This window comes from Faecalibacillus faecis, assembly GCF_003024675.1.
Classification (GTDB): domain Bacteria; phylum Bacillota_I; class Bacilli_A; order Erysipelotrichales; family Coprobacillaceae; genus Faecalibacillus; species Faecalibacillus faecis.
The window spans coordinates 1-20,366 of the sequence record NZ_PYLP01000027.1; the positions used below are offsets into that span (position 1 = coordinate 1).

Below are 20,366 nucleotides of genomic sequence, written 5' to 3' on the forward strand. Positions count from 1 at the left end.
CGCAAGCAAGTAAGACCCCTTAAAGACGATAAGGTAGATAGGTCAGGAGTGTAAGCATGGTGACATGTTAAGCGGACTGATACTAATAGGTCGAGGGCTTGACCGAAAAGGCAAGCGAGCTTGAAAGAAAGAGACTACTATCTGGTTTTGAGTGTCCTGAAGGATACTTGAAGAGAAGATCTGGTAATGATAGCATGATGGACACACCTGTTCCCATTCCGAACACAGAAGTTAAGCATCATCACGGCGAAGATAGTACTTCGGTGCGAAAATAGCTCGTTGCCAGTTCTTTTTTTTATATTTTTTATTAATAATCAGTTTATATTTATGAACTAATATATAATATATATCTTAACTTTTACATGGCTATTAGATTATAGCTTTAAATATGTGAATGTATAGTTTCAAAAATAAAATTATGTTATAATAGTTTGGGTGATGTTTTTTATGAAAATTAAATTATATTTTGGAATGGAAAATGCAATTAAGAAGTCAGGAATTGGACGTGCATTTTACCACCAAAAAAAAGCTTTAACATTAAATAATATTGAATTTACAACAAATAAAAATGATTTAGATTATGATATTTTACATATCAATACAATCTATCCTGATAGTTTACCAATTATTAAACAAGCGAGAGAAAATAATAAAAAAATTATTTATCATGCGCATAGTACAGAAGAAGATTTTAAAAATTCATTTATGTTTTCAAATACTTTTGCAAGTTTATATAAAAAATGGTTGGTTTATCTTTATAATACTGCAGATGTTATTATTACACCAACACCTTATTCTAAAAGTTTATTAGAATCATATGATTTAAATAAAGAAATCTATGCTATTTCTAATGGAGTTGATGTTGAACAATTTAATCCTACTTCTGAACAAATTAATGAATTTATTCAAAAGTTTAATATCTCTGTTAATGATAAACTTGTTATATCAGTTGGATGGCTTTTTGAAAGAAAAGGGTTTGATACTTTTGTAGAAGTTGCAAGGGAAATGCCAAATATAAAATTCATGTGGTTTGGTGACGTTAAATTATCTAATCCAACTTCTAAAATAAAAAAATTACTTAAAGAATTACCAGAAAATGTCATCTTACCAGGATATGTTAGTGGAGATGTTATTAAAGGCGCATATGGTCGTGCTGATGTTTTTTTCTTTCCATCGCGCGAAGAAACAGAAGGAATTGTTGTGTTAGAAGCTTTAGCTTGTAAAACACAAATATTATTGAGAGATATTCCTGCTTTTGATCCCTGGATGAAAGATCAAATAAATTGTTATAAAGGAAAAACAAATGAAGAATTTATTTCTTTAATTCAAAAAATAATTAATAAAGAATTACCTTCAACAATAGATGAAGGTTATAAAGTAGCTAAAGAAAGGGATTTAATACTTATTGGTCAACAATTAAAAGAAGTCTATGAAAAAGTAGAATCCTTATAGAGGGCTTGATTATGAATAAAAAGAATATAAAAAAATACATACTTAATGTGGCTATTATTCTTTTAGTAGGTGGCTTATCGATTTATTTTTCGATTGGTAATCAACTAGAAGGTACAATAGAATCATTATCACATTGTCATTTGGGATGGCTTCTTGTTGTAGTTATTCTTATGCTTATTTTCTATTTGATAAATGCTATGAATCTTACATTATTTGCCAGAGTTTATAAAGAGGATTATTGTTTAAAGCAGGGAATTGTTAATGCTATGGCTGGTATTTTCTTTAATGGAATTACACCAATGGCATCTGGAGGACAATTTTATCAAATTTATGCTTTTAATAAACAAGGAATTAAAGCAACTTATTCTTCGAGTATCTTACTTATGATTTTTATTGTTTATCAAAGTGTTTTGGTTCTATATACCTCTATTATCATACTTTTGAAATTTGCGTATTTTAGTTCTCTTTATTCAGGTTTTTTTTCACTTGCTATTGTAGGTTTTGTTATTAATCTTGTTGTTATTTCAACACTCTTTTTAGGTGCTAAATCAGAAAGACTTCAAAATTTTTTAAGTAATAATGTTGTTAAGCTTCTAGCAAAATTACATATTGTTAAAAATTATGAAGAAACAAGCTCTAAAATAGAAAGAAAACTCGAAAATTTTAGAGTAGAATTAAATTTATTACAAAAAAATAAACCTATTTTATTAAAATCAATAGGTTTAAATGTTTTAAAACTCACTGTGCTTTACAGTATTCCATTTTTTTGTTCTTTAGCGATGAATGTTCCATTATCATGGAAACATTTCTTTGATTTAATTGGTATTACTGCATTTGTTTATTTAATTTCAGACTTTGTTCCACTTCCTGGAGCAAGTGGGGGAAGTGAAGGCTCATTCTTTATTTTACTTCGTTATTTTCTTAAAAATGCAACTTCTGCAACTTTACTTGTTTGGCGATTTGCAACCTATTATGCTGGGTTGATTATCGGTGGACTTACAATGTCTTTTAGTAAAGAATTAAATATTGCTACATTAAAAGAATCGAATCAACCAATTGAAGAAAATGGCATTGTTATTGAAGATATTGAAGAAGTTGAATTAAAAGACTTTAAAAAATAGGAGGATTTTATGAAAATAGCACTCTTCTCTGATACATATTTACCAGATATAAACGGGGTTGCGACCTCAACAAATATTTTAAGAAATGAACTTGTACGCTTAGGACATGATGTTTTGGTTGTTACAAGTGAATTACCAAGTGATAGTGATTATGATATAAGTTTAGATGATCAAATATTAAGAGTACCTGGATTAGAAATTCAGGCTCTTTATGGCTATAGGGCGTGTAATATTTTCTCTTTTAAAGGAATGAAAGAAATAAAGAAATTTGCACCGGAGGTTATTCATGTACAAACAGAATTTGGAATTGGTATCTTTGGACGTATTGCTGGAGAATATTTAGATCTTCCAGTTGTTTACACGTATCATACAATGTGGACAGACTATTCGCATTATATGAATCCTATTAATTCTGAAACGGTCGATGCGGTTGTAAAAAAAGTAATCACAAAAATTAGTAAATTTTATGGTAATAGCTGTCAAGGACTTATTGTTCCTTCCAATAAGACAAAAGAAGCTTTATTACATTATGGTTTACAACAAGAACATATCTATACGATTCCTACAGGTTTAGAACTTGATCGTTTTTCTATTAAAAATAAAGATGAAAAAATATGTCAAGAATTAATAGAAAAATACCAATTACAAAATCATTTTGTACTTACTTTTTTAGGAAGAATTGCTCCTGAAAAAAGTATTACTGTTATCATTGATGCTTTAAAAGAAGTGGTTGCTTTAAATGATAATATTCGTTTTTTAATTGTTGGTGGTGGACCACAATTAGAAGAACTTAAAAACTATGTAAAAGACGATCATATAGAATCTTATGTGATTTTTACTGGACCACAAAGTGGGGAATATGTACCAGCACATTATCATATTTCCGATATGTTTATTTCCGCTTCACTTTCTGAAACACAGGGCTTAACTTATATTGAAGCGATGGCTTCTAATATTCCTGTTATTGCACGTTATGATGATCAGTTAGTAGATGTCATTGAAGATGGAAAAAATGGTTTCTTTTTTAGAGATGAAAACGAATTACCTCAACTTATTTTAAAAACAATGGAGATGGATTTAACTTCATTTAAAGAAAATGCTTTAGCTAAAGCAAAGGAGTATAGTGGTGAAACATTTGCTAGAAAAGTTTTAGAAGTCTATCAACAAGCCATTCTAACCAAAGAATATACGTATCAAGTTGTTTCTATCTTTCCAATTAAAAACAATAAAAATGAAGTTTCTTTTACTTATGATGAAAATGCAAGTACAGTTACTTTAGAATTAACAGATAAAGTGATTGATCAATATCAACTTCATCAAGGAGAAATAATTGATCGAGATACCTTTAATACACTAAAAGATTTAGAACAAATCAGTAGAGCATATAATAAAGCTCTTAAATATCTTTCTGTTAAAGATTATACAGAACAACAAATGCGAAAAAAACTCATGAATTCAGGTGATTATGATGATGCTCAACTAGATGCAACAATTCAATTACTTTCAGAAAAGAATCTCATCAATGATCATTTATTTACTTTGAATTATTTTAAAAGATGTACACGATTAGGAATTGGTCATAATAAGGCTATCTATAATTTAAGAAGTTATGGCGTTGATAGTGAAATTATTGATTTATGTTTAGAAGAATTAGATGATGATGAAGAATATCAAGCAGCAATGCTTTTAATCAATAATTATTATAAAAAAAATACAAGCATTTCTTATAGAAATATCCAAAGAAAAATTAAGGAAAAGCTTTTCTTAAAAGGATTTACTAATGAAATCATAGATAAAGCTATGTCTCAATATGATTTTGAATATGATAATGAAAAAGAAAAATTCGCATTAGAAAAAGATATGACAAAAGCTTTAAACCGTTATAGTAAAAAAATACAAGGAAAAGAGTTAAAAAACAAAATAATTGATACCTTATTAAAAAAAGGATATAATTACGAAGATATAAAACATATCTTAGAAGTTAAGGAGACAGAAGATGAATAAAATAGCAAATTTAAAACCAGGGGATGATGGTGTTTATATAGAAGCTCTTATTAATCATGTTGTTTCAGGAAAAACAAACGGAGCACATCGTTCAACATACTTATCAATGACTTTGCAAGATGATACAGGATCTATTGATGCAAAGCTTTGGAATGCAACAGATGAACAAGTTCAAAATTTAGTAAAGGGGACTGTTGTTCAAATCAAAGGGGATGTCATTAAATATAATGAAGATCGTCAAATGAAAATTGTTAAAATCCATACAGGTACACAAGATGATAAGGAAAGAATTCGTTTTTTAAAACAAGCACCGTTAGATGGTCAATTTATGATACACGAAATAAAGAAATTTATTGATCAAATTGATAATTTAAAACTACATCAATTAGTTAAAACACTCTTTGAAGAAAATATAGAAAAATTATCTTATTATCCAGCAGCTAGTAAAAACCATCATGAATATGTTTCTGGACTTGCTTATCATACTTATGGTATGTTAAAAGTTGCAGAATCATTTTGCACATTATATCCTTCATTAAATAAAGATTTACTTTATTCGGGAATTACATTACACGATTTAGGAAAAACCGTAGAATTAAGTGGACCAGTTGTTCCAGAGTACACTTTAGAAGGAAAATTATTAGGGCATATTTCTATTTCAAATGCCATGATAAAAGAAACGGCTAATAAATTGCATATTGAGGGAGAAGAGGTTACATTATTACAACATATGATTTTAGCACATCATGGTAAAAATGAATATGGCTCACCGGTATTACCACAAATTAAAGAAGCAGAAATCTTATATTTGATTGATAACATTGATGCACGTATGGCTATGATGGACAAAGCTTTAGAAACTGTAGAATATGGTAAGTTTACAAAGCGTGTTTTCTCTTTAGAAAATAGAGCACTTTATAAACCAAAAATGTATGAAAAGTAGCAAAAGCTGCTTTTTCAAATTTTGAAAAAATAAATGTTATTTTTTATAGAAAAATATTGAAAAAAGAATATAATTATGAGAGAAATTTATTTTTAAGAAGTGAGGTAGTAAAAAATGTACAAAATTTTATTATGCTGTGTTTCAGGTGTAACAACAAATAAACTTGTTAAAGCAGTAAAAGAATCAGCAAAACAAAAAGATATTAAAGTAATGTGCTGGGCAGTTGGTTCTAAATCAGTAGGTTTATCATGGGCAGATGCTGATTGTGTTTTATTAGCACCACAATCTGCTTCAGAATTATCTAAATTTGAAGAAATGATTCATGGGGTTATTCCATGTGCATTGATTAATGAAAATGATTTTGTTGAAATGAATGGTGAGGCTGTTTTAAATCAAGCTTTAGATTTAATCAAAAAATAAACATCCTAAGCGATGTTTTTTTTTGCTATAATATTTTTTAGGAGGATATAACGATGGCCGAAATTATGATCAAAGCTGCAGGCTTTGTCTTTGTTATCATCATTGCTTTTGTATTAAAGCAAGTACATGTTTTAGAAAAAAGAGATGGTTTAACAATTGCAACAATTATTATGAATGTTACTTTGCCTTGTGCTTTACTAACAAATGCAAGTGGTATTACCATTGATCAATCCATGCTTCTTTTACTACTTATTGGATTGACTTCAAACATTATCATGCTTTTTATTTCGTACATCCTTTCAAAAAAAGAGGACAATGTATTAAAAGGATATTACATGATCAACTGTTCTGGATATAATATTGGAAACTTTGTTATGCCATTTGTACAAAGTTTCTTTCCGGGAATGGGAGTTGCTTATTTATGTATGTTTGATGTTGGAAATTCAATTATGTGTTTAGGAGGGAGCTATGCTTTTGCAGGAAGTTTAGCTAGCAGTAATCAAAAATTAACACCTAAGACAGTCATAAAAAAATTATTTTCATCAATTCCTTTTGATGTCTATCTTTTGATTTTTGTTTTGGCACTTTTTAAAATTTCTATTCCACAACCTATTTTATCGGTTGCTTCTTTTATTGGGACAGGAAATGGTTTTTTAGCGATGTTTATGATTGGACTTTTATTAGAAATCAAAATTAATCCAGCAGAAATGAAAATTGTTTTAAAAACACTTATTATTCGTGTCTTTTTTGGGGCAATCTTAATGTGTATCGTTTATTTTTTTATTCCAATTCCTTTACTTGCTAAAAAAATTGTTGTTCTTGCTATGGCAGCACCTATTACTACTGTATCCGCTGTTTTTTCTAAAAATATTGGTTACCATCGAGATGCACCAGCTATTTCAAGTTCTTTATCAATTATTATAAGTATTGCGGTTCTTGTTATTTTGATTATTTTATTTGCTTAGGTGATTTTATGGAATATGAACTAAAAGTATTGAAAATTAATGACAATAAAATCAAGCAGCTTAATGAATTGTCTTTATATACTGTAAAAGATTTGATTTTACATTATCCTTATCGTTATGAAGAAATGTTAGAAACACCTCTTCATGATGAAACAAAGGTAATTATTGAAGGAAAATTAATTGATGAACCGAAAGTCTTTTTTAAAGGAAGACTTTCACGACTTACATTTCATATTGATTATCATGGAGAAACTTTAACGATTACCTTATTTAACCGTCATTTCTTAAAAAAGAATATGCATGTTGGAATGAAACTAACAATAGTTGGAAAATATAATGAAGCAAGAAAGTCAATTACCGCAAGTGAAGTTAAATTAAAAGGATTAGAAGAAATTAGTGGAATTACGCCGGTATATTCTTTAAAAGAAGGTTTGACGCAAAAAAACTTTCAAGGCTATGTAAATAAAGCACTTTCTTTTTATAAAGGACATATTGGAAATTCTATTCCAGATTATTTATGTCAAAAATATCATTTAGTTGATCGACAAGAAGCCCTTTTTAAAGTGCATCAGCCACAAACAAGAAGTGATGTTATTAGCGCTTTAAGATATTTAAAATACGAAGAATTTTTTAAATTTCAAATGACAATGCAATATATTAAACAAAACAGGACACAAAATATTGGTATTTCAAAATTAATTGATAAAGAACAAATTAATAAATTTATTCAAAAATTGCCTTTTCAATTAACAGAAGATCAACAAAAAGTTGTAGATGATATTTTGATTGATTTATCAAGTCAGAAATTGATGTATCGTTTTGTTCAAGGAGATGTAGGAAGTGGGAAAACCGTAGTCGCTGCAATTAGTCTTTACGCTAATTATTTAGCGGGATATCAAGGAGCAATGATGGCACCAACTGAAATTCTTGCTTTACAACATTATCAATCTTTAAAAAAGCTATTTAAAAAAACAAAAGTCAATATTGCTTTACTTACAGGGCATTTAAGTTTGAAAGAAAAAAATGAAATTTATCAACAATTAGAACAGGGGAAAATCGATATTATTGTGGGAACCCACGCTCTTTTCCAAGATAAGGTTCAATATAACCAACTCGGTTTAGTCATTACTGATGAACAACATCGCTTTGGTGTTGAACAAAGAAAAGCACTTAAAAATAAAGGAAATAAAGTGGATTTTCTTGTAATGACAGCCACACCAATCCCACGTACACTTGCAATTTCACTTTATGGAGATATGGATGTTTCAACCATTAAAACAATGCCTAATGGTCGAAAAAAAGTAATTACACGTTTTGTTAAAGGAATTTCCATGAAACCTATTTTAAAAGATTTAAAAGATTATCTTGCAAGTGGTGGACAATGTTATGTTGTTTGTCCTTTAGTAAGTGAAAGTGAAGCAATTGAAGGAAGAAATGCCAGTGATATTTCTAAAGCCATGGCAAGCTATTTTAAAGGTCAATATGAAGTAGGCCTAGTTCATGGACAAATGAATGATGAAGAAAAAAATCAAGTTATGGATGCTTTTAAAGAAAATAAAATCCAAGTTCTTGTGTCTACAACTGTTATTGAAGTAGGAGTCGATGTCAGCAATGCTAATATGATGGTAATTTATAATGCTGAAAGATTTGGACTTTCTCAACTTCATCAATTACGTGGACGTGTCGGTAGATCAAAGGAACAAGGATATTGTTATTTGCTTTCTCAAGCAAATAATTCTGAACAAAAAGAGAGACTAGAATTTTTAGAAAATCATCATGATGGTTTTGAAGTATCTGAATATGATTTGAAAATAAGAGGCCCAGGTGATTTACTTGGACAAAAACAAAGTGGGGTACCAACTTTTATGATTGGTGATATTTTTAAAGATTATCATATTTTAGAAATTACGCGTAAAGATGCTTATGAAGCATTAAATCAACATCAAGATGATGAAAAAATACAAAAGATGTTAGTAGAAATAAAAAACAATTTAACAAAGAATAATGCATATATTGATTAATGTGTTATAATCTTGAAGAGGTGAGAACATGAAATTAGCCATAGATGCAATGAGTGGAGATTTAGGTAGCTCTATTGTTGTAGAAGCTTGTCGTTCATTTTTAGAAAAAAATAAAACAGATGAGCTTTATGTTGTAGGAAAAATAGAAGAATTAGAAGCATTGAAAGAATATCAACAAGTCACATTGATTGATGCAAGAGAAACTTTTGAAATGACAGAAAACATTCTTGCTATTCGTCGAAAAAAAGAATCCAGCCTAGTTAAAGCAATGATGCTTGCTAGAAATAATGAAGTAGATGGTGTTTTATCTTGTGGAAATACAGGTGCTTATTATGCTTGTGCAATGCTATTTTTAAAACGTATTAAAGGAATTGATAAATCATGTTTAATGGCAACCATTCCAACTTTAAATGATAAAGGGGTTTGTATGCTAGATGTAGGTGCCAATGCAGAAAATACCGCGGAACAGTTGGTACAATTTGCAATCATGGGAAATGTCTACGCTAAAAATGTTAGACATATTCAAAAGCCAAAAGTTGCGTTATTAAACATTGGTAGTGAAGATCATAAAGGTGATGAAATTCATAAAGAAACATATCAATCTTTAAAAGAATTACAACAAATTGATTTTGTAGGAAATATTGAAGGAAAAGAAATCTTAAAAGGTGATGTTGATGTTATTGTAACAGATGGTTTCACTGGAAATGTTACTTTAAAAACCATTGAAGGTGTTGCTTTATCAATGATGTCCGCCTTAAAAGATGGTTTCATGTCATCAACACGTACAAAATTAGGGGCGGTCATGTCCAAACCTGTTTTAAAAAATTTAAAAAATAAATTTGATCCAGCAGGTGTTGGAGGGGCTTTGATGATGGGGTTTGTTAAACCGGTTGTTAAAGCACATGGGGCAAGTGATGCCAAAGCATTTGAAAGTGCTATGAATTTAGCTTTTAATATGATTGAAACAAATGTCGTAGATAAAATGAAAGTAGGGTTAAACGAAAGTGGAATTAGGTAAATTTTTACAAAAATTAGAAATCCCTTATAATAATATTTTAATTTATAAAGAAGCTTTTACACATCCTTCTTATACAAATGAAAATAAGGGTAAAAATTATGAAAGATTAGAGTTTTTAGGAGATTCAGTTTTACAATACTATGTCTCTAAATTTATATATGAAAAATATCCAGAAAAACCAGAAGGAGAATTAACACTTTTACGCTCTAAACTTGTAAGAGAAGAATCACTTGCAAGATTCTCGCGTGAACTCGGGTTAGGACCTCAAATCTTTTTAGGTGCCGGTGAAGAACACAACGGTGGTCGAGATCGTAATAGTGTTTTGGCGGATATCTTTGAAGCTTTCATAGGGGCTATCAGTGAAGATTGTGGGATTGACTATGTTTTAAAAATCTTAGATATAACAATTTATAAACATGTAGAAGATGTTAATTATGATGACATCACAGATTTTAAAACAAAATTACAAGAACTCATTCAAGCTGATCAAAGAAAAACAGTCACATATTCACTTCTTTCAACAACGGGTCCAGCCAATGCTCCTGAATTTGAAGTAGCGGTGATGATGGACGATATGACTTTAGGAACTGGAAAAGGTTCAAGTAAAAAAAGAGCGGAACAAAAAGCTGCCAAAGATGCTTTAAAAAAACTTGCAAAGTAGATAACATTCGTTATCTCTTTTTTTTGCCCAAAAACTTTTTATCTAAAGACATAGAGTAAACTGAAGGAGGTTAAATATGTTTGAAGATGATTATGAAAGAGTGATTCATCCTCGTAGAGTAGGTGATATTTACTTATATACCGTAAGACCTGGAGATAATATTTATCGTATTGCTCGTAATTTTAATACAAAGATTGAATGGATTGCTTGTATGAATAAACTAAATCAACAAATGATGATCTATCCTGATCAACAACTCTATATTCCATTTATTCCCCAAGGACCAATGCCTTTACCACAAACAAGAGATTCTTATGAATTATATTTTTAATAGACTAGATTTTTTTTAGAAAAAAGCTTATTATATTCATAAAATAACGTTAAAGGAGAATTATATGAATAGACATGCAGGTAGTGAAAGAAATCTAACTCTTGTAATGGATTTATATGAATTAACAATGGCATATAATTATTTTAAACAAGGTAATAAAGATCAACTTGTTTATTTTGATATGTTTTATAGAAAAAATCCAGATAATGGTGGGTTTGCTGTTTTTGCAGGCTTACAACAATTAATTGAATGTATTGAAAATTTGCATTTTAGTGAAGGAGATATTCAATATCTCCGTTCACTTCAAAAATTTGATGAAGATTTTTTAGATTATTTATTAGATTTTAAATTTACAGGTTCAATTTATGCAATTAAAGAGGGAACACCGGTATTTCCTAATGAACCACTTATTACAGTCAAAGCAAAATTTATTGAAGCACAAATCATTGAAACAATGTTACTTGTTACAGTGAATCATCAATCATTGATTGCGACAAAAGCACATCGTGTCGTACAAGAAGCCAAAGGAAGACCTGTAATGGAATTTGGTGCAAGACGTGCACAAGGTTATGATAGTGCCACTTATGGAGCACGTGCAGCTTATATTGGTGGGGTTGCAGGAACAGCAACTGTTTCGGCAGGCGAAATGTTTGATATTCCAGTTGTAGGAACAATGGCTCATTCTTTTGTACAATCTTTTGATAATGAATATGAAGCCTTTAAAGCTTATGCACTTACTTATCCAGATGATTGTGTCTTATTAGTAGATACATATGATACCTTAAAAAGTGGTGTCCCTAATGCTATTGAAATTGCCAAAGAAGTTTTAGAACCAATGGGTAAAAAACTCAAAGGAATTCGTTTAGATAGTGGAGATATTTCTTATTTATCAAAACGTGCAAGAGCGATGCTTGATGTAGCTGGATTAACTTATGTCAGCATTTCTGCATCTAACTCATTAGATGAGTATTTAATTCGTTCTTTATTAAACCAAGGAGCTCAACTTGATTCTTTTGGGGTTGGAGAAAACTTAATTGTTTCAAAATCATCACCTGTTTTTGGCGGGGTTTATAAATTAGTAGCCATTGAAAAAGATGGACAAATCATTCCAAAAATCAAAATTTCAGAAAATACAGAAAAAATTACCAATCCAGGATATAAACGTGTTTACCGTCTTTTTGAAAATGAAACAGGAAAAGCAATGGCTGATTTAATTACTTTCCATGATGAAGTCATTGATTCAACAAAAGATTTAACAATTTATCATCAATCAGATGTATGGAAATTTAAAACAATTGAAGCTGATACATATACAGTTGAAGAACTTCAAGTACCTATTTTTGAAAATGGAAAATTTGTTTATGAAAAATTATCTGTTAAAGAAATTAGAGATTATTCAATGAAAGAAAAAGCACGTTTATGGGATGAAATTTTTAGATTAGAATTCCCACATAATTATTACGTTGATCTTTCAAAAAAATTATTAGATTATAAAATAAAAATGTTAGAAGAAAAGAGAAAATAAAAGATGGCAAGATTTGATAGAAAAGTTGAAAGAACAAAAAAAGAATATCAATTTACCCAAAAAGAAAAAGTAGTTGAAACAAATAAAGATCTCTTTAAAAAGAATTTTAATTTAAAATGGGTGCATTTAGATTTAAAAACAATTCTTGTTTTCATTATTGATTTTCTACTTGTAACTTTACTTATTATTCCAATTTTAATGCAATATTTAAATGAAGCTGTTGCTTTTGTGGTTGGACATGGTTTTATTACAAGTTTATTAATTGTTCTTACAGGATGTTTAGTTAATCGAGAAAAACCAAAAATGATTTCATTATTTGCTCGTTTCCTATTTATGTTTATTTTATTAGGAGCTTCATCAGGTATTTCAATGATGATTACTTCATGGTTGAATTAATTATTTTATCAGCATTAGGAGTCATTACCTTTTTTTCAGGTTTGATTTCTTTAGGAAATCAAGAAGTTTTTATGGGAGCTTTAACATTTTTGGTTTTATTAGTAAGTTATGTTTTAATTGTACTTGTTTATCGAAAAAAGAAAAAATTAAAATTAGCTAAAGAAGTTATTTATACAGGGTATGAAAAATATTTATATGGGGTTTCATACATTGTATTATGTGTTACATGTCTTTTGATTTATTTAGAGATGGTACAAATTGTTTCAATGACGTCACCAATATTGATGGTTTCATGGCTTGTACCACTTATTGATTATTTAGCTTATGAATCATTATTAGTATTTAATAAACATGAAATGATATTAAACGGGGAAAACATTTCTTATAAAAGTATTCGTGATGTTAAATTAATGGATAAACAAAAGAAATGTAAAATTGTAATTAGAGCGAAAGGAAAAGAGTATCTATATAAAACAAATGAAAAAAATAGTCAAAAGGTCTTTGATTATTTAAATAAAGTTTGTCCACGTATAGATCATAGGGAGAAATTATGATTATAACAGTCGTTGGTCTTGGTGTTGTTGGGGGAAGCTTTGTTAAAGCATTAAAAGGTCAAGGTCATGAAGTTTATGGTGTTGATGTTGATGAAGAAACACTTGCTAGAGCAAAAGCTGATGGATGTATTAAAGAAGGATTTGTTGATGGTAGAGAAATCATTAAACGATCAGACATGACAATTATTTGTCTTTATCCATCTCTTGTTTTAGATTACATTAAAGAACATGAATTTAAAAAAGGAAGTATTATTACAGATGCTGTTGGGGTTAAAACACATTTTTTAAATGAAGCAATGAATTTATTAAAAGATAAAGATGTAGAATTTGTTTCGGGACATCCAATGGCTGGAAGAGAAAACAAAGGCTATCTTTATGCTAGTAAAGAAGTATTCCAAGGGGCAAACTATATTTTGATTCAACATGAACAAAATAGTAAAAGTGCGATTGCCATGATGGAACAATTTGTTTCTAATTTAGGATTCCATTCCGTTAAAATCATGTCACCACAAGCACATGATGAAATTATTTCATTTACTTCACAACTTCCTCATGTCATTGCTGTATCCTTGATTGATAGTGATAATCAAAAATATGATACAGGAAAATATATTGGAGATTCATATCGTGATTTAACACGTATTGCGAATATTAATGAAGATTTATGGACTGAATTATTCTTTACCAATAAAGATAATTTATTAAAGAGTATTCAAGGTTTTGAAGATCAGCTAGATATTCTAAAAAAAGCAATTAAAGAAGAAGATAGTCAAACTTTAAAGGCGATGTTTATTGAATCATCAAAAAGAAGAAGAAATTTAGAGAAATAGTGAAAACTATTTCTTTTTTTATACTTTAGTTTAATATTTTAAACTTTTTGTTTAAAATATATTGAATTCTTGATATTTATAAGTATAATAATCTTGTTTAATAAATAAAACAAAAAGTTTTTTTAAATAAACAGGAGGGCTTATGGATATCGGAGCAAAGATTAAAAGGATTCGTTTGTCTAATCAATTGACCTTGGAAGAACTCGCTAATAGAAGTGAGCTTACGAAAGGATTTCTTTCTCAACTAGAAAGAGATTTAACCTCACCAAGCGTTGCAACTTTAGAAAATCTTTTAGAGGCTTTAGGAACCAATCTTAAAGACTTTTTTTCGGAAGATGAAGATGAACAAATCGTTTTTAGTAAAGAAGATTTTTTTGAAAATATTCAAGATGATTATAAGATCTCATATATTATTCCAAATGCTCAAAAAAATGAAATGGAACCCATTTTAATTGAATTGAAAAAAGATAAAAAATCAATGGAGCTTGATCCTCATGATGGAGAAGAGTTTGGTTATGTTATTCAAGGAAAAGTAACTCTTGTTCATGGCGAAGAGGAATATGAGGTCAAAAAAGGGGAGACCTTTTATTTAAAAGGAAATTTACCACATTATTTAATGAATAAAAATGATACTCTAGCAAAAGTTATTTGGGTATCAACACCACCAATATTTTAAAAGGGAGAAGAATTATGGAAGAAAAGGTGCTCATTAAGTTTAGAAATATTATCAAAGAATTTGACGGGACAATTGTATTAAAAGGAATTAATTTAGATATTTATGAAAATGAATTTGTGACACTTCTTGGACCAAGTGGGTGTGGAAAAACAACACTTCTTCGTATTTTAGGAGGCTTCTTAGAAGCAGATGAAGGAGCTGTAATTTTTGATAATGAAGATATCAAAGAATTACCACCTTATAAAAGAGAACTCAACACAGTTTTCCAAAAATATGCTTTATTTCCACATATGAATGTTTATGATAATATTGCGTTTGGTTTAAAAATCAAAAAAATGTCAAAAGATGTTATCGATCAAAAAGTATTAAGAATGTTAAAACTTATTGGTTTAGAAGGTTTTGAAAATAAAAATGTGACAACATTATCTGGTGGACAACAACAACGTATTGCTATTGCCAGAGCGCTTGTTAATGAACCAAAAGTTCTTTTATTAGATGAACCATTAGGAGCTTTAGATTTAAAATTAAGAAAAGAAATGCAATATGAATTAAAGAGAATTCAACAAGAAGTAGGAATTACATTTATTTATGTTACTCATGACCAAGAAGAAGCTCTAACAATGTCAGATAAAATCGTTATTATGAAAAGCGGGGAAATTCAACAAGTAGGAACACCTCAAGAAATTTATAATGAACCTGTTAATAAATATGTTGCCAATTTCATTGGTGAAAGTAATGTGATTTCTGGAACGATGATAGAAGACTATAAAGTAAAATTTGATGATCAAATTTTTGATTGTGTCGACTTTGGTTTTAAACCAAATGAAAAGGTAGATATTGTTATCCGCCCTGAAGACATCGATATTGTTCCTTTAGAACAAGGAAAAATTACAGGGGAAGTTTTAAGCGTTTTATTTAAAGGTGTTTGGAATGAAGCAATGGTGGAAACTGTTCCAGGGACAACTGTTAAAGTTAATATGAACGTTATTAAAAATCATGATGTAGAAAGTGAATATAGTGATGAAAGAATCTCTGCCAATGATTTCTATGTAGATATTGAAGAAGTAGCTTCTTTAGATGACAATGATATTATTGCCAGAGCGGATGCACAAGCATGGAAAGAAAGTGATGATTCTTATACATCTATTAGTAAAATTGAACATAACTTAGAAGAAAAACTAGGTGAATATACAGTTACTTTCCAAACAGCATCAGGATTAACTGTTTCTAGAAAGATCATTGTTGTCGATCAAAAATTCGTCAAGAATGAAAAAGCAAATGAAGCTGTTAGTGCCTTCAATTTCTTTAAAACTGTTGATGAAATTAAAGAATCAGTGGCTTTAGATACAGATTTAAAGACATGGGCCAATGCCATTGGTTGGAAATTATCTAACGAAGATGAAGCAGTAGATATTTATGTGGATTATGATTTTGATCCAGAAAATATCCAAGAAGGTATTTACCAAGTCACTTTCTCTACAGAAGGTAGAGAGTTAAAGGTACATACAACAGATTATGTAGAAGAAGGTCAAGAGGTCGGATTGACTTTCGAAGTAGAAGACATTCATGTTATGGAAAAGATGGGATTCTAGATGAAAAAGTTTTCACAATTAGCACTCCCTTATATTATTTGGAGTATTATTATTCTTTTTCTTCCTGTCTTATTAATTGCTTTTTATGCAATTACAGACAGTGGAAATGCAATTGTTAACTTTAATTTCACTTTACAAAATTTTGTGAAATTCTTTACCGACCCTGATTTCTTACTTATTTTATGGAGATCACTTTCAATTGCACTAAAAACAACGATTATTTGTATTTTACTTGGTTATCCAACAGCTTATTTTATTTCACGTTGTAAAGATCGTACAAGAAATATTTTAATTTTATTAATTACTTTACCAATGTGGATCAATATGTTAGTACGTACGTACGCATGGATTGGACTTTTATCAGATGGTGGTATTTTACAATCTTTATTAAATTTATTAGGTTTTAAATCAACACAACTTCTTTATACAGAAGGGGCTGTTTTACTTGGAATGGTTTATAACTTTATTCCTTTTATGATTTTACAAATTAATACCTCTTTATCTAAAATGGATAAATCTTTATTAGAAGCAAGCTCTGATTTAGGAGCAAATCGTTTTCAAACATTTTGGAAAGTTACTTTTCCACTTTCAATACCAGGAGTCATTAGTGGGATTGCTCTTGTCTTTTTACCAGCAGTAAGTTCTTTCTTTATTCCAAAATTATTAGGGGGAGGACAATATTTCTTAATAGGAAATGTGATTGAAAATCAATTTATTACTGTCGGTGAATGGAACTTTGGTTCAGCTATTTCAGTGATTATGGCAATTGTGATGATGGTGATTATGTATTTAGTAAGATATGTTGAAAAACGTAATTCAGGAAATAGAAGGGAGAAAAAAGTATGAAAAAACAAAAATATTCTCTTTTAAAAGTTTTAATGATTTTAATGCTCTTATTTTTCTATTTACCTATTGGTTTTATGATTGTCTTTTCATTTAACTCAAGTAAGTCGCTCACACATTTTACTGGTTTTTCAATGCAATGGTATTCTAAAATGTTGGCAGATTCATCTATGATGGAGTCTTTATATATCACTATCATAGTTGCAATCATTGCCACTGTTGTTTCAACAATTGTAGGAACAATCAGTGCGATTGGACTTTCTAAATCTAAAAAAGTCGTTCATGATTTAATTATGCAAATCAACGATTTTCCTTTAATGAACCCAGAAATCGTTACTGCAATTGGCTTAATGTTATTCTTTATTACTTTTAATATTGAAAAAGGTTTTGCTACATTATTAATTGCACATATTGCCTTTTGTATTCCGTATGTTATCTTGTCTGTTATGCCTAAAATTCGTTCATTGGATCCAAATTTAGCGGATGCCGCAATGGATTTAGGATGTACACCTTGGATGGCTCTTACAAAAGTCATTGTGCCTCAAATAATGCCGGGGATCGTTTCAGGAGCACTAATTGCTTTTACAATGTCTTTTGATGATTTCATTATTTCTTATTTCGTTACAGGAAAAGGAATCAAAAACTTAAGTATTATGGTTTATACAATGTCAAAACGTGTTAATCCAAGTATTAATGCGATTTCGACATTAGTTGTTGTGTTTATTACAATTGTTTTAATTATTGTAAATGTTGCACCAATGGTTAAAGAAAAAAGAAAAGCACAATCAACAGAAATGCAAGAAAAAAAGAAGGCACCAAGAATTATTGCAGCAGTGGTAGCAGCATGTGTTTTCATGGGACTTGTCTTTGTTCAAAAAACAGGAATCTCTTCAAAAAAATATGCAGGACAAACATTACACGTTTATAATGCGGGAGAGTATACAGGAGAGAACTTGCTTTCTAATTTTGAAAAACAAACAGGATGTAAAGTTGTTATGGATCTTTTTGATTCAAATGAACAAATGTATATTAAAGTAGCTAATGGTGAAGCATATGATATTTTAATTCCAAGTGATTATATGATTGAAAGATTAAAACAAGAAAAGTTGATTCAACCATTAGATCAAGATAAAATTACTTGTATGGATGATATTAATGATTCGATAAAAAATCTTTCTTATGATCCAAATAATGAATATTCAGTTCCTTATTTCTGGGGAAGTGTAGGAATTGTTTATGATAAGACAAAAGTCAGTAAAAAAGATTTAAAAGAAGAAGGATTTAACATTTTCTTAAATCAAAAATATAAAGGGGATATCTATCTATATGATTCAGAACGAGATTCCTTTATGATGGCTTTAAAAGCATTAGGCTATTCAATGAACACAGATAATGAAAAAGAGCTTGCAGACGCTTATAATTGGCTTTTACAAAGTGTTCAAACAATGTCTCCAGAAATTGTCACAGATGAAATCATTGATAATATGGCACAAGCAAGAAAAGCTTTAGGCATTGTTTATTCGGGAGATGCTGCTTATATCATGTCTGAAAATGAAAATATTGGTTTTTATATGCCAAAACAGGGAACAAATATTTGGTGTGATGCTATGGTTATTCCGCAAAGTTCTAAAAATGTTGATTTAGCACATGAGTTTATTAATTATGTTTCAAGTTATGATGCAGCCTATGATAATTCTTCTTATGTTGGATATACATCACCAAATACAGAAGTTATGAATGATTTGAAAAATAATGACTTTAAAGGAATCAATGCCTATGATCCAATCAGAAAAAATAATAAAGACGAAGTCTTTAATTATAATTCTGAAACAAGAAAAATAATGGCAAATTATTGGGCAAAAGTAAAAATTGCAGCCTCAAATGCTAATAGAAATTAAAGATTCTATGAAAAATTCATAGAATCTTTTCTTAAAAATGATTGATAAAATCAAATAAAATAAAAAACATTTCAAATTTCATGAATTAAAATTGTAAAAAACTATTGCAAAATAAATAAAATTAACATATAATAAATGAGCGACGTGATAAAAGACGTCAAACAAAATACGGTTCCTTGGCCAAGTTGGTAAGGCAACAGACTGCAACTCTGTCATCATCGGTTCGAGTCCGGTAGGAACCTCCATTAATGAATGCCCAGGTGGCGAAATTGGTAGACGCACAGGACTTAAAATCCTGCGGACCTTAAAATCCGTGCCGGTTCGACTCCGGCCCTGGGCACCATTGATATATGCGCTAGTAGCTCAACTGGATAGAGTGCTTGACTACGGATCAAGAGGTTGTGGGTTCGATTCCTGCCTAGCGCGCCATTAAACGGGAAGTAGCACAGCTTGGTAGTGCACCTGGTTTGGGACCAGGGGGTCGCAGGTTCAAATCCTGTCTTCCCGACCATTTAAAAATTGGGGCCATAGCTCAGCTGGGAGAGCACCTGCCTTGCACGCAGGGGGTCAGCGGTTCGATCCCGCTTGGCTCCACCAATTAAATAGTTTTAAAAATATATGGCGGGATAGCTCAGCTGGCTAGAGCATTCGGTTCATACCCGGAGGGTCGAGGGTTCGAATCCCCCTCCCGCTACCATTTTTAAATTAAGGTGCCCAAGGGGCATATACTACGGACCCTTAGCTCAGTTGGTTAGAGCTATCGGCTCATAACCGATCGGTCGTAGGTTCGAGTCCTACAGGGTCCACCATTATCATACGGAGATTTACCCAAGTCTGGCTGAAGGGACTGGTCTTGAAAACCAGCAGAGGATTAACGTCCTGCGGGGGTTCGAATCCCTCAATCTCCGCCATTTATTAAAATTTAATATCGCGGGATGGAGCAGTCTGGTAGCTCGTCGGGCTCATAACCCGAAGGTCGTTGGTTCAAATCCTTCTCCCGCAACCAAAATGGTCTGGTAGTTCAGCTGGTTAGAATGCCGCCCTGTCACGGCGGAGGTCGCGGGTTCGAGTCCCGTCCAGACCGMCAAATGATGGTTCCGTAGCTCAGTCGGTAGA

At 30.4% G+C, this 20,366-nt stretch carries 18 protein-coding genes, 10 tRNA genes and 2 rRNA genes; all 30 read left to right on the forward strand.

The window, feature by feature from the left end; all coding sequences use genetic code 11:
• Nucleotides 1–106: ribosomal RNA gene (locus C7U55_RS12380) — 23S ribosomal RNA — on the forward strand; the annotation flags it as partial.
• A gap of 73 nt (nt 107–179) precedes the next feature.
• A 5S ribosomal RNA gene (gene rrf, locus C7U55_RS12385) occupies nt 180–288 on the forward strand.
• A gap of 159 nt (nt 289–447) precedes the next feature.
• A complete protein-coding gene (locus C7U55_RS12390; protein WP_106988825.1) occupies nt 448–1,452 on the forward strand; it encodes a glycosyltransferase in 1,005 nt (334 codons plus the stop codon).
• 11 nt (nt 1,453–1,463) lie between these two features.
• Nucleotides 1,464–2,573 carry a lysylphosphatidylglycerol synthase transmembrane domain-containing protein gene (locus C7U55_RS12395; RefSeq protein ID WP_106988826.1) on the forward strand — a complete coding sequence of 370 codons (1,110 nt, stop codon included), beginning with the start codon at nt 1,464–1,466 and terminating at the stop codon, nt 2,571–2,573.
• Between the two features lie 9 nt (nt 2,574–2,582).
• Nucleotides 2,583–4,577 carry a glycosyltransferase gene (locus tag C7U55_RS12400; protein ID WP_106988827.1) on the forward strand — a complete coding sequence of 665 codons (1,995 nt, stop codon included), beginning with the start codon at nt 2,583–2,585 and terminating at the stop codon, nt 4,575–4,577.
• Entirely contained in the window at nt 4,570–5,520 is a 951-nt protein-coding gene (locus C7U55_RS12405; RefSeq protein ID WP_106988828.1) for a 3'-5' exoribonuclease YhaM family protein, read from the forward strand. Before C7U55_RS12400 ends, C7U55_RS12405 begins: the two co-directional genes overlap by 8 nt.
• Before the next feature lie 114 nt (nt 5,521–5,634).
• Nucleotides 5,635–5,940 (forward strand): PTS sugar transporter subunit IIB, encoded by a 306-nt coding sequence (locus tag C7U55_RS12410; RefSeq protein WP_106988829.1) that lies wholly within the window; start codon nt 5,635–5,637, stop codon nt 5,938–5,940.
• Between the two features lie 53 nt (nt 5,941–5,993).
• The gene (locus C7U55_RS12415; protein WP_106988830.1) at nt 5,994–6,905 is read left to right on the forward strand and encodes an AEC family transporter; all 912 of its coding nucleotides are present in this window, start codon (nt 5,994–5,996) and stop codon (nt 6,903–6,905) included.
• Between the two features lie 8 nt (nt 6,906–6,913).
• On the forward strand, nt 6,914–8,926 hold the full coding sequence (gene recG / locus C7U55_RS12420; protein WP_106988831.1) for an ATP-dependent DNA helicase RecG: 2,013 nt from the start codon (nt 6,914–6,916) through the stop codon (nt 8,924–8,926).
• A 28-nt stretch (nt 8,927–8,954) separates the two neighbouring features.
• Complete coding sequence (gene plsX / locus C7U55_RS12425; protein ID WP_106988832.1) at nt 8,955–9,944, forward strand: phosphate acyltransferase PlsX; 990 nt, start codon at nt 8,955–8,957, stop codon at nt 9,942–9,944.
• Complete coding sequence (gene rnc / locus C7U55_RS12430; protein ID WP_106988833.1) at nt 9,931–10,605, forward strand: ribonuclease III; 675 nt, start codon at nt 9,931–9,933, stop codon at nt 10,603–10,605. Before plsX ends, rnc begins: the two co-directional genes overlap by 14 nt.
• A 76-nt stretch (nt 10,606–10,681) precedes the next feature.
• Complete coding sequence (locus C7U55_RS12435; protein ID WP_048923999.1) at nt 10,682–10,936, forward strand: LysM peptidoglycan-binding domain-containing protein; 255 nt, start codon at nt 10,682–10,684, stop codon at nt 10,934–10,936.
• A 64-nt stretch (nt 10,937–11,000) separates the two neighbouring features.
• Nucleotides 11,001–12,461, forward strand: a complete 1,461-nt coding sequence (locus tag C7U55_RS12440) for a nicotinate phosphoribosyltransferase (protein ID WP_106988834.1) — start codon at nt 11,001–11,003, stop codon at nt 12,459–12,461.
• 3 nt (nt 12,462–12,464) lie between these two features.
• Nucleotides 12,465–12,857: a hypothetical protein gene (locus tag C7U55_RS12445; protein ID WP_106988835.1), complete on the forward strand. Its 393-nt coding sequence runs from the start codon at nt 12,465–12,467 to the stop codon at nt 12,855–12,857.
• Nucleotides 12,845–13,411, forward strand: coding sequence for a hypothetical protein (locus C7U55_RS12450; RefSeq protein ID WP_106988836.1), 567 nt, complete (start codon nt 12,845–12,847; stop codon nt 13,409–13,411). The genes C7U55_RS12445 and C7U55_RS12450 overlap by 13 nt, the downstream gene beginning before the upstream one ends.
• The gene (locus tag C7U55_RS12455) at nt 13,408–14,241 is read left to right on the forward strand and encodes a prephenate dehydrogenase (protein WP_106988837.1); all 834 of its coding nucleotides are present in this window, start codon (nt 13,408–13,410) and stop codon (nt 14,239–14,241) included. Before C7U55_RS12450 ends, C7U55_RS12455 begins: the two co-directional genes overlap by 4 nt.
• Before the next feature lie 142 nt (nt 14,242–14,383).
• The gene (locus C7U55_RS12460) at nt 14,384–14,917 is read left to right on the forward strand and encodes a helix-turn-helix domain-containing protein (protein ID WP_048923994.1); all 534 of its coding nucleotides are present in this window, start codon (nt 14,384–14,386) and stop codon (nt 14,915–14,917) included.
• Nucleotides 14,918–14,931: 14 nt separating this feature from the next.
• A complete protein-coding gene (locus C7U55_RS12465; protein ID WP_106988838.1) occupies nt 14,932–16,509 on the forward strand; it encodes an ABC transporter ATP-binding protein in 1,578 nt (525 codons plus the stop codon).
• Nucleotides 16,510–17,355 carry an ABC transporter permease gene (locus C7U55_RS12470; RefSeq protein ID WP_106988839.1) on the forward strand — a complete coding sequence of 282 codons (846 nt, stop codon included), beginning with the start codon at nt 16,510–16,512 and terminating at the stop codon, nt 17,353–17,355.
• Nucleotides 17,352–19,250: an extracellular solute-binding protein gene (locus tag C7U55_RS12475; RefSeq protein ID WP_106988840.1), complete on the forward strand. Its 1,899-nt coding sequence runs from the start codon at nt 17,352–17,354 to the stop codon at nt 19,248–19,250. The genes C7U55_RS12470 and C7U55_RS12475 overlap by 4 nt, the downstream gene beginning before the upstream one ends.
• Nucleotides 19,251–19,420: 170 nt before the next feature.
• Nucleotides 19,421–19,495, forward strand: a tRNA-Cys gene (locus tag C7U55_RS12480).
• A 9-nt stretch (nt 19,496–19,504) separates the two neighbouring features.
• Nucleotides 19,505–19,593, forward strand: a tRNA-Leu gene (locus C7U55_RS12485).
• 9 nt (nt 19,594–19,602) lie between these two features.
• Nucleotides 19,603–19,679, forward strand: a tRNA-Arg gene (locus C7U55_RS12490).
• 5 nt (nt 19,680–19,684) lie between these two features.
• A tRNA-Pro gene (locus tag C7U55_RS12495) sits at nt 19,685–19,761 on the forward strand.
• A gap of 10 nt (nt 19,762–19,771) precedes the next feature.
• Nucleotides 19,772–19,847 (forward strand) — tRNA-Ala (locus C7U55_RS12500).
• A 23-nt stretch (nt 19,848–19,870) separates the two neighbouring features.
• A tRNA-Met gene (locus C7U55_RS12505) sits at nt 19,871–19,947 on the forward strand.
• Between the two features lie 35 nt (nt 19,948–19,982).
• A tRNA-Ile gene (locus tag C7U55_RS12510) sits at nt 19,983–20,059 on the forward strand.
• Nucleotides 20,060–20,068: 9 nt separating this feature from the next.
• Nucleotides 20,069–20,161: transfer RNA gene (locus C7U55_RS12515), tRNA-Ser, on the forward strand.
• Between the two features lie 18 nt (nt 20,162–20,179).
• Nucleotides 20,180–20,256, forward strand: a tRNA-Met gene (locus tag C7U55_RS12520).
• A 4-nt stretch (nt 20,257–20,260) separates the two neighbouring features.
• Nucleotides 20,261–20,334, forward strand: a tRNA-Asp gene (locus tag C7U55_RS12525).
• Nucleotides 20,335–20,366 lie beyond the last annotated feature (32 nt).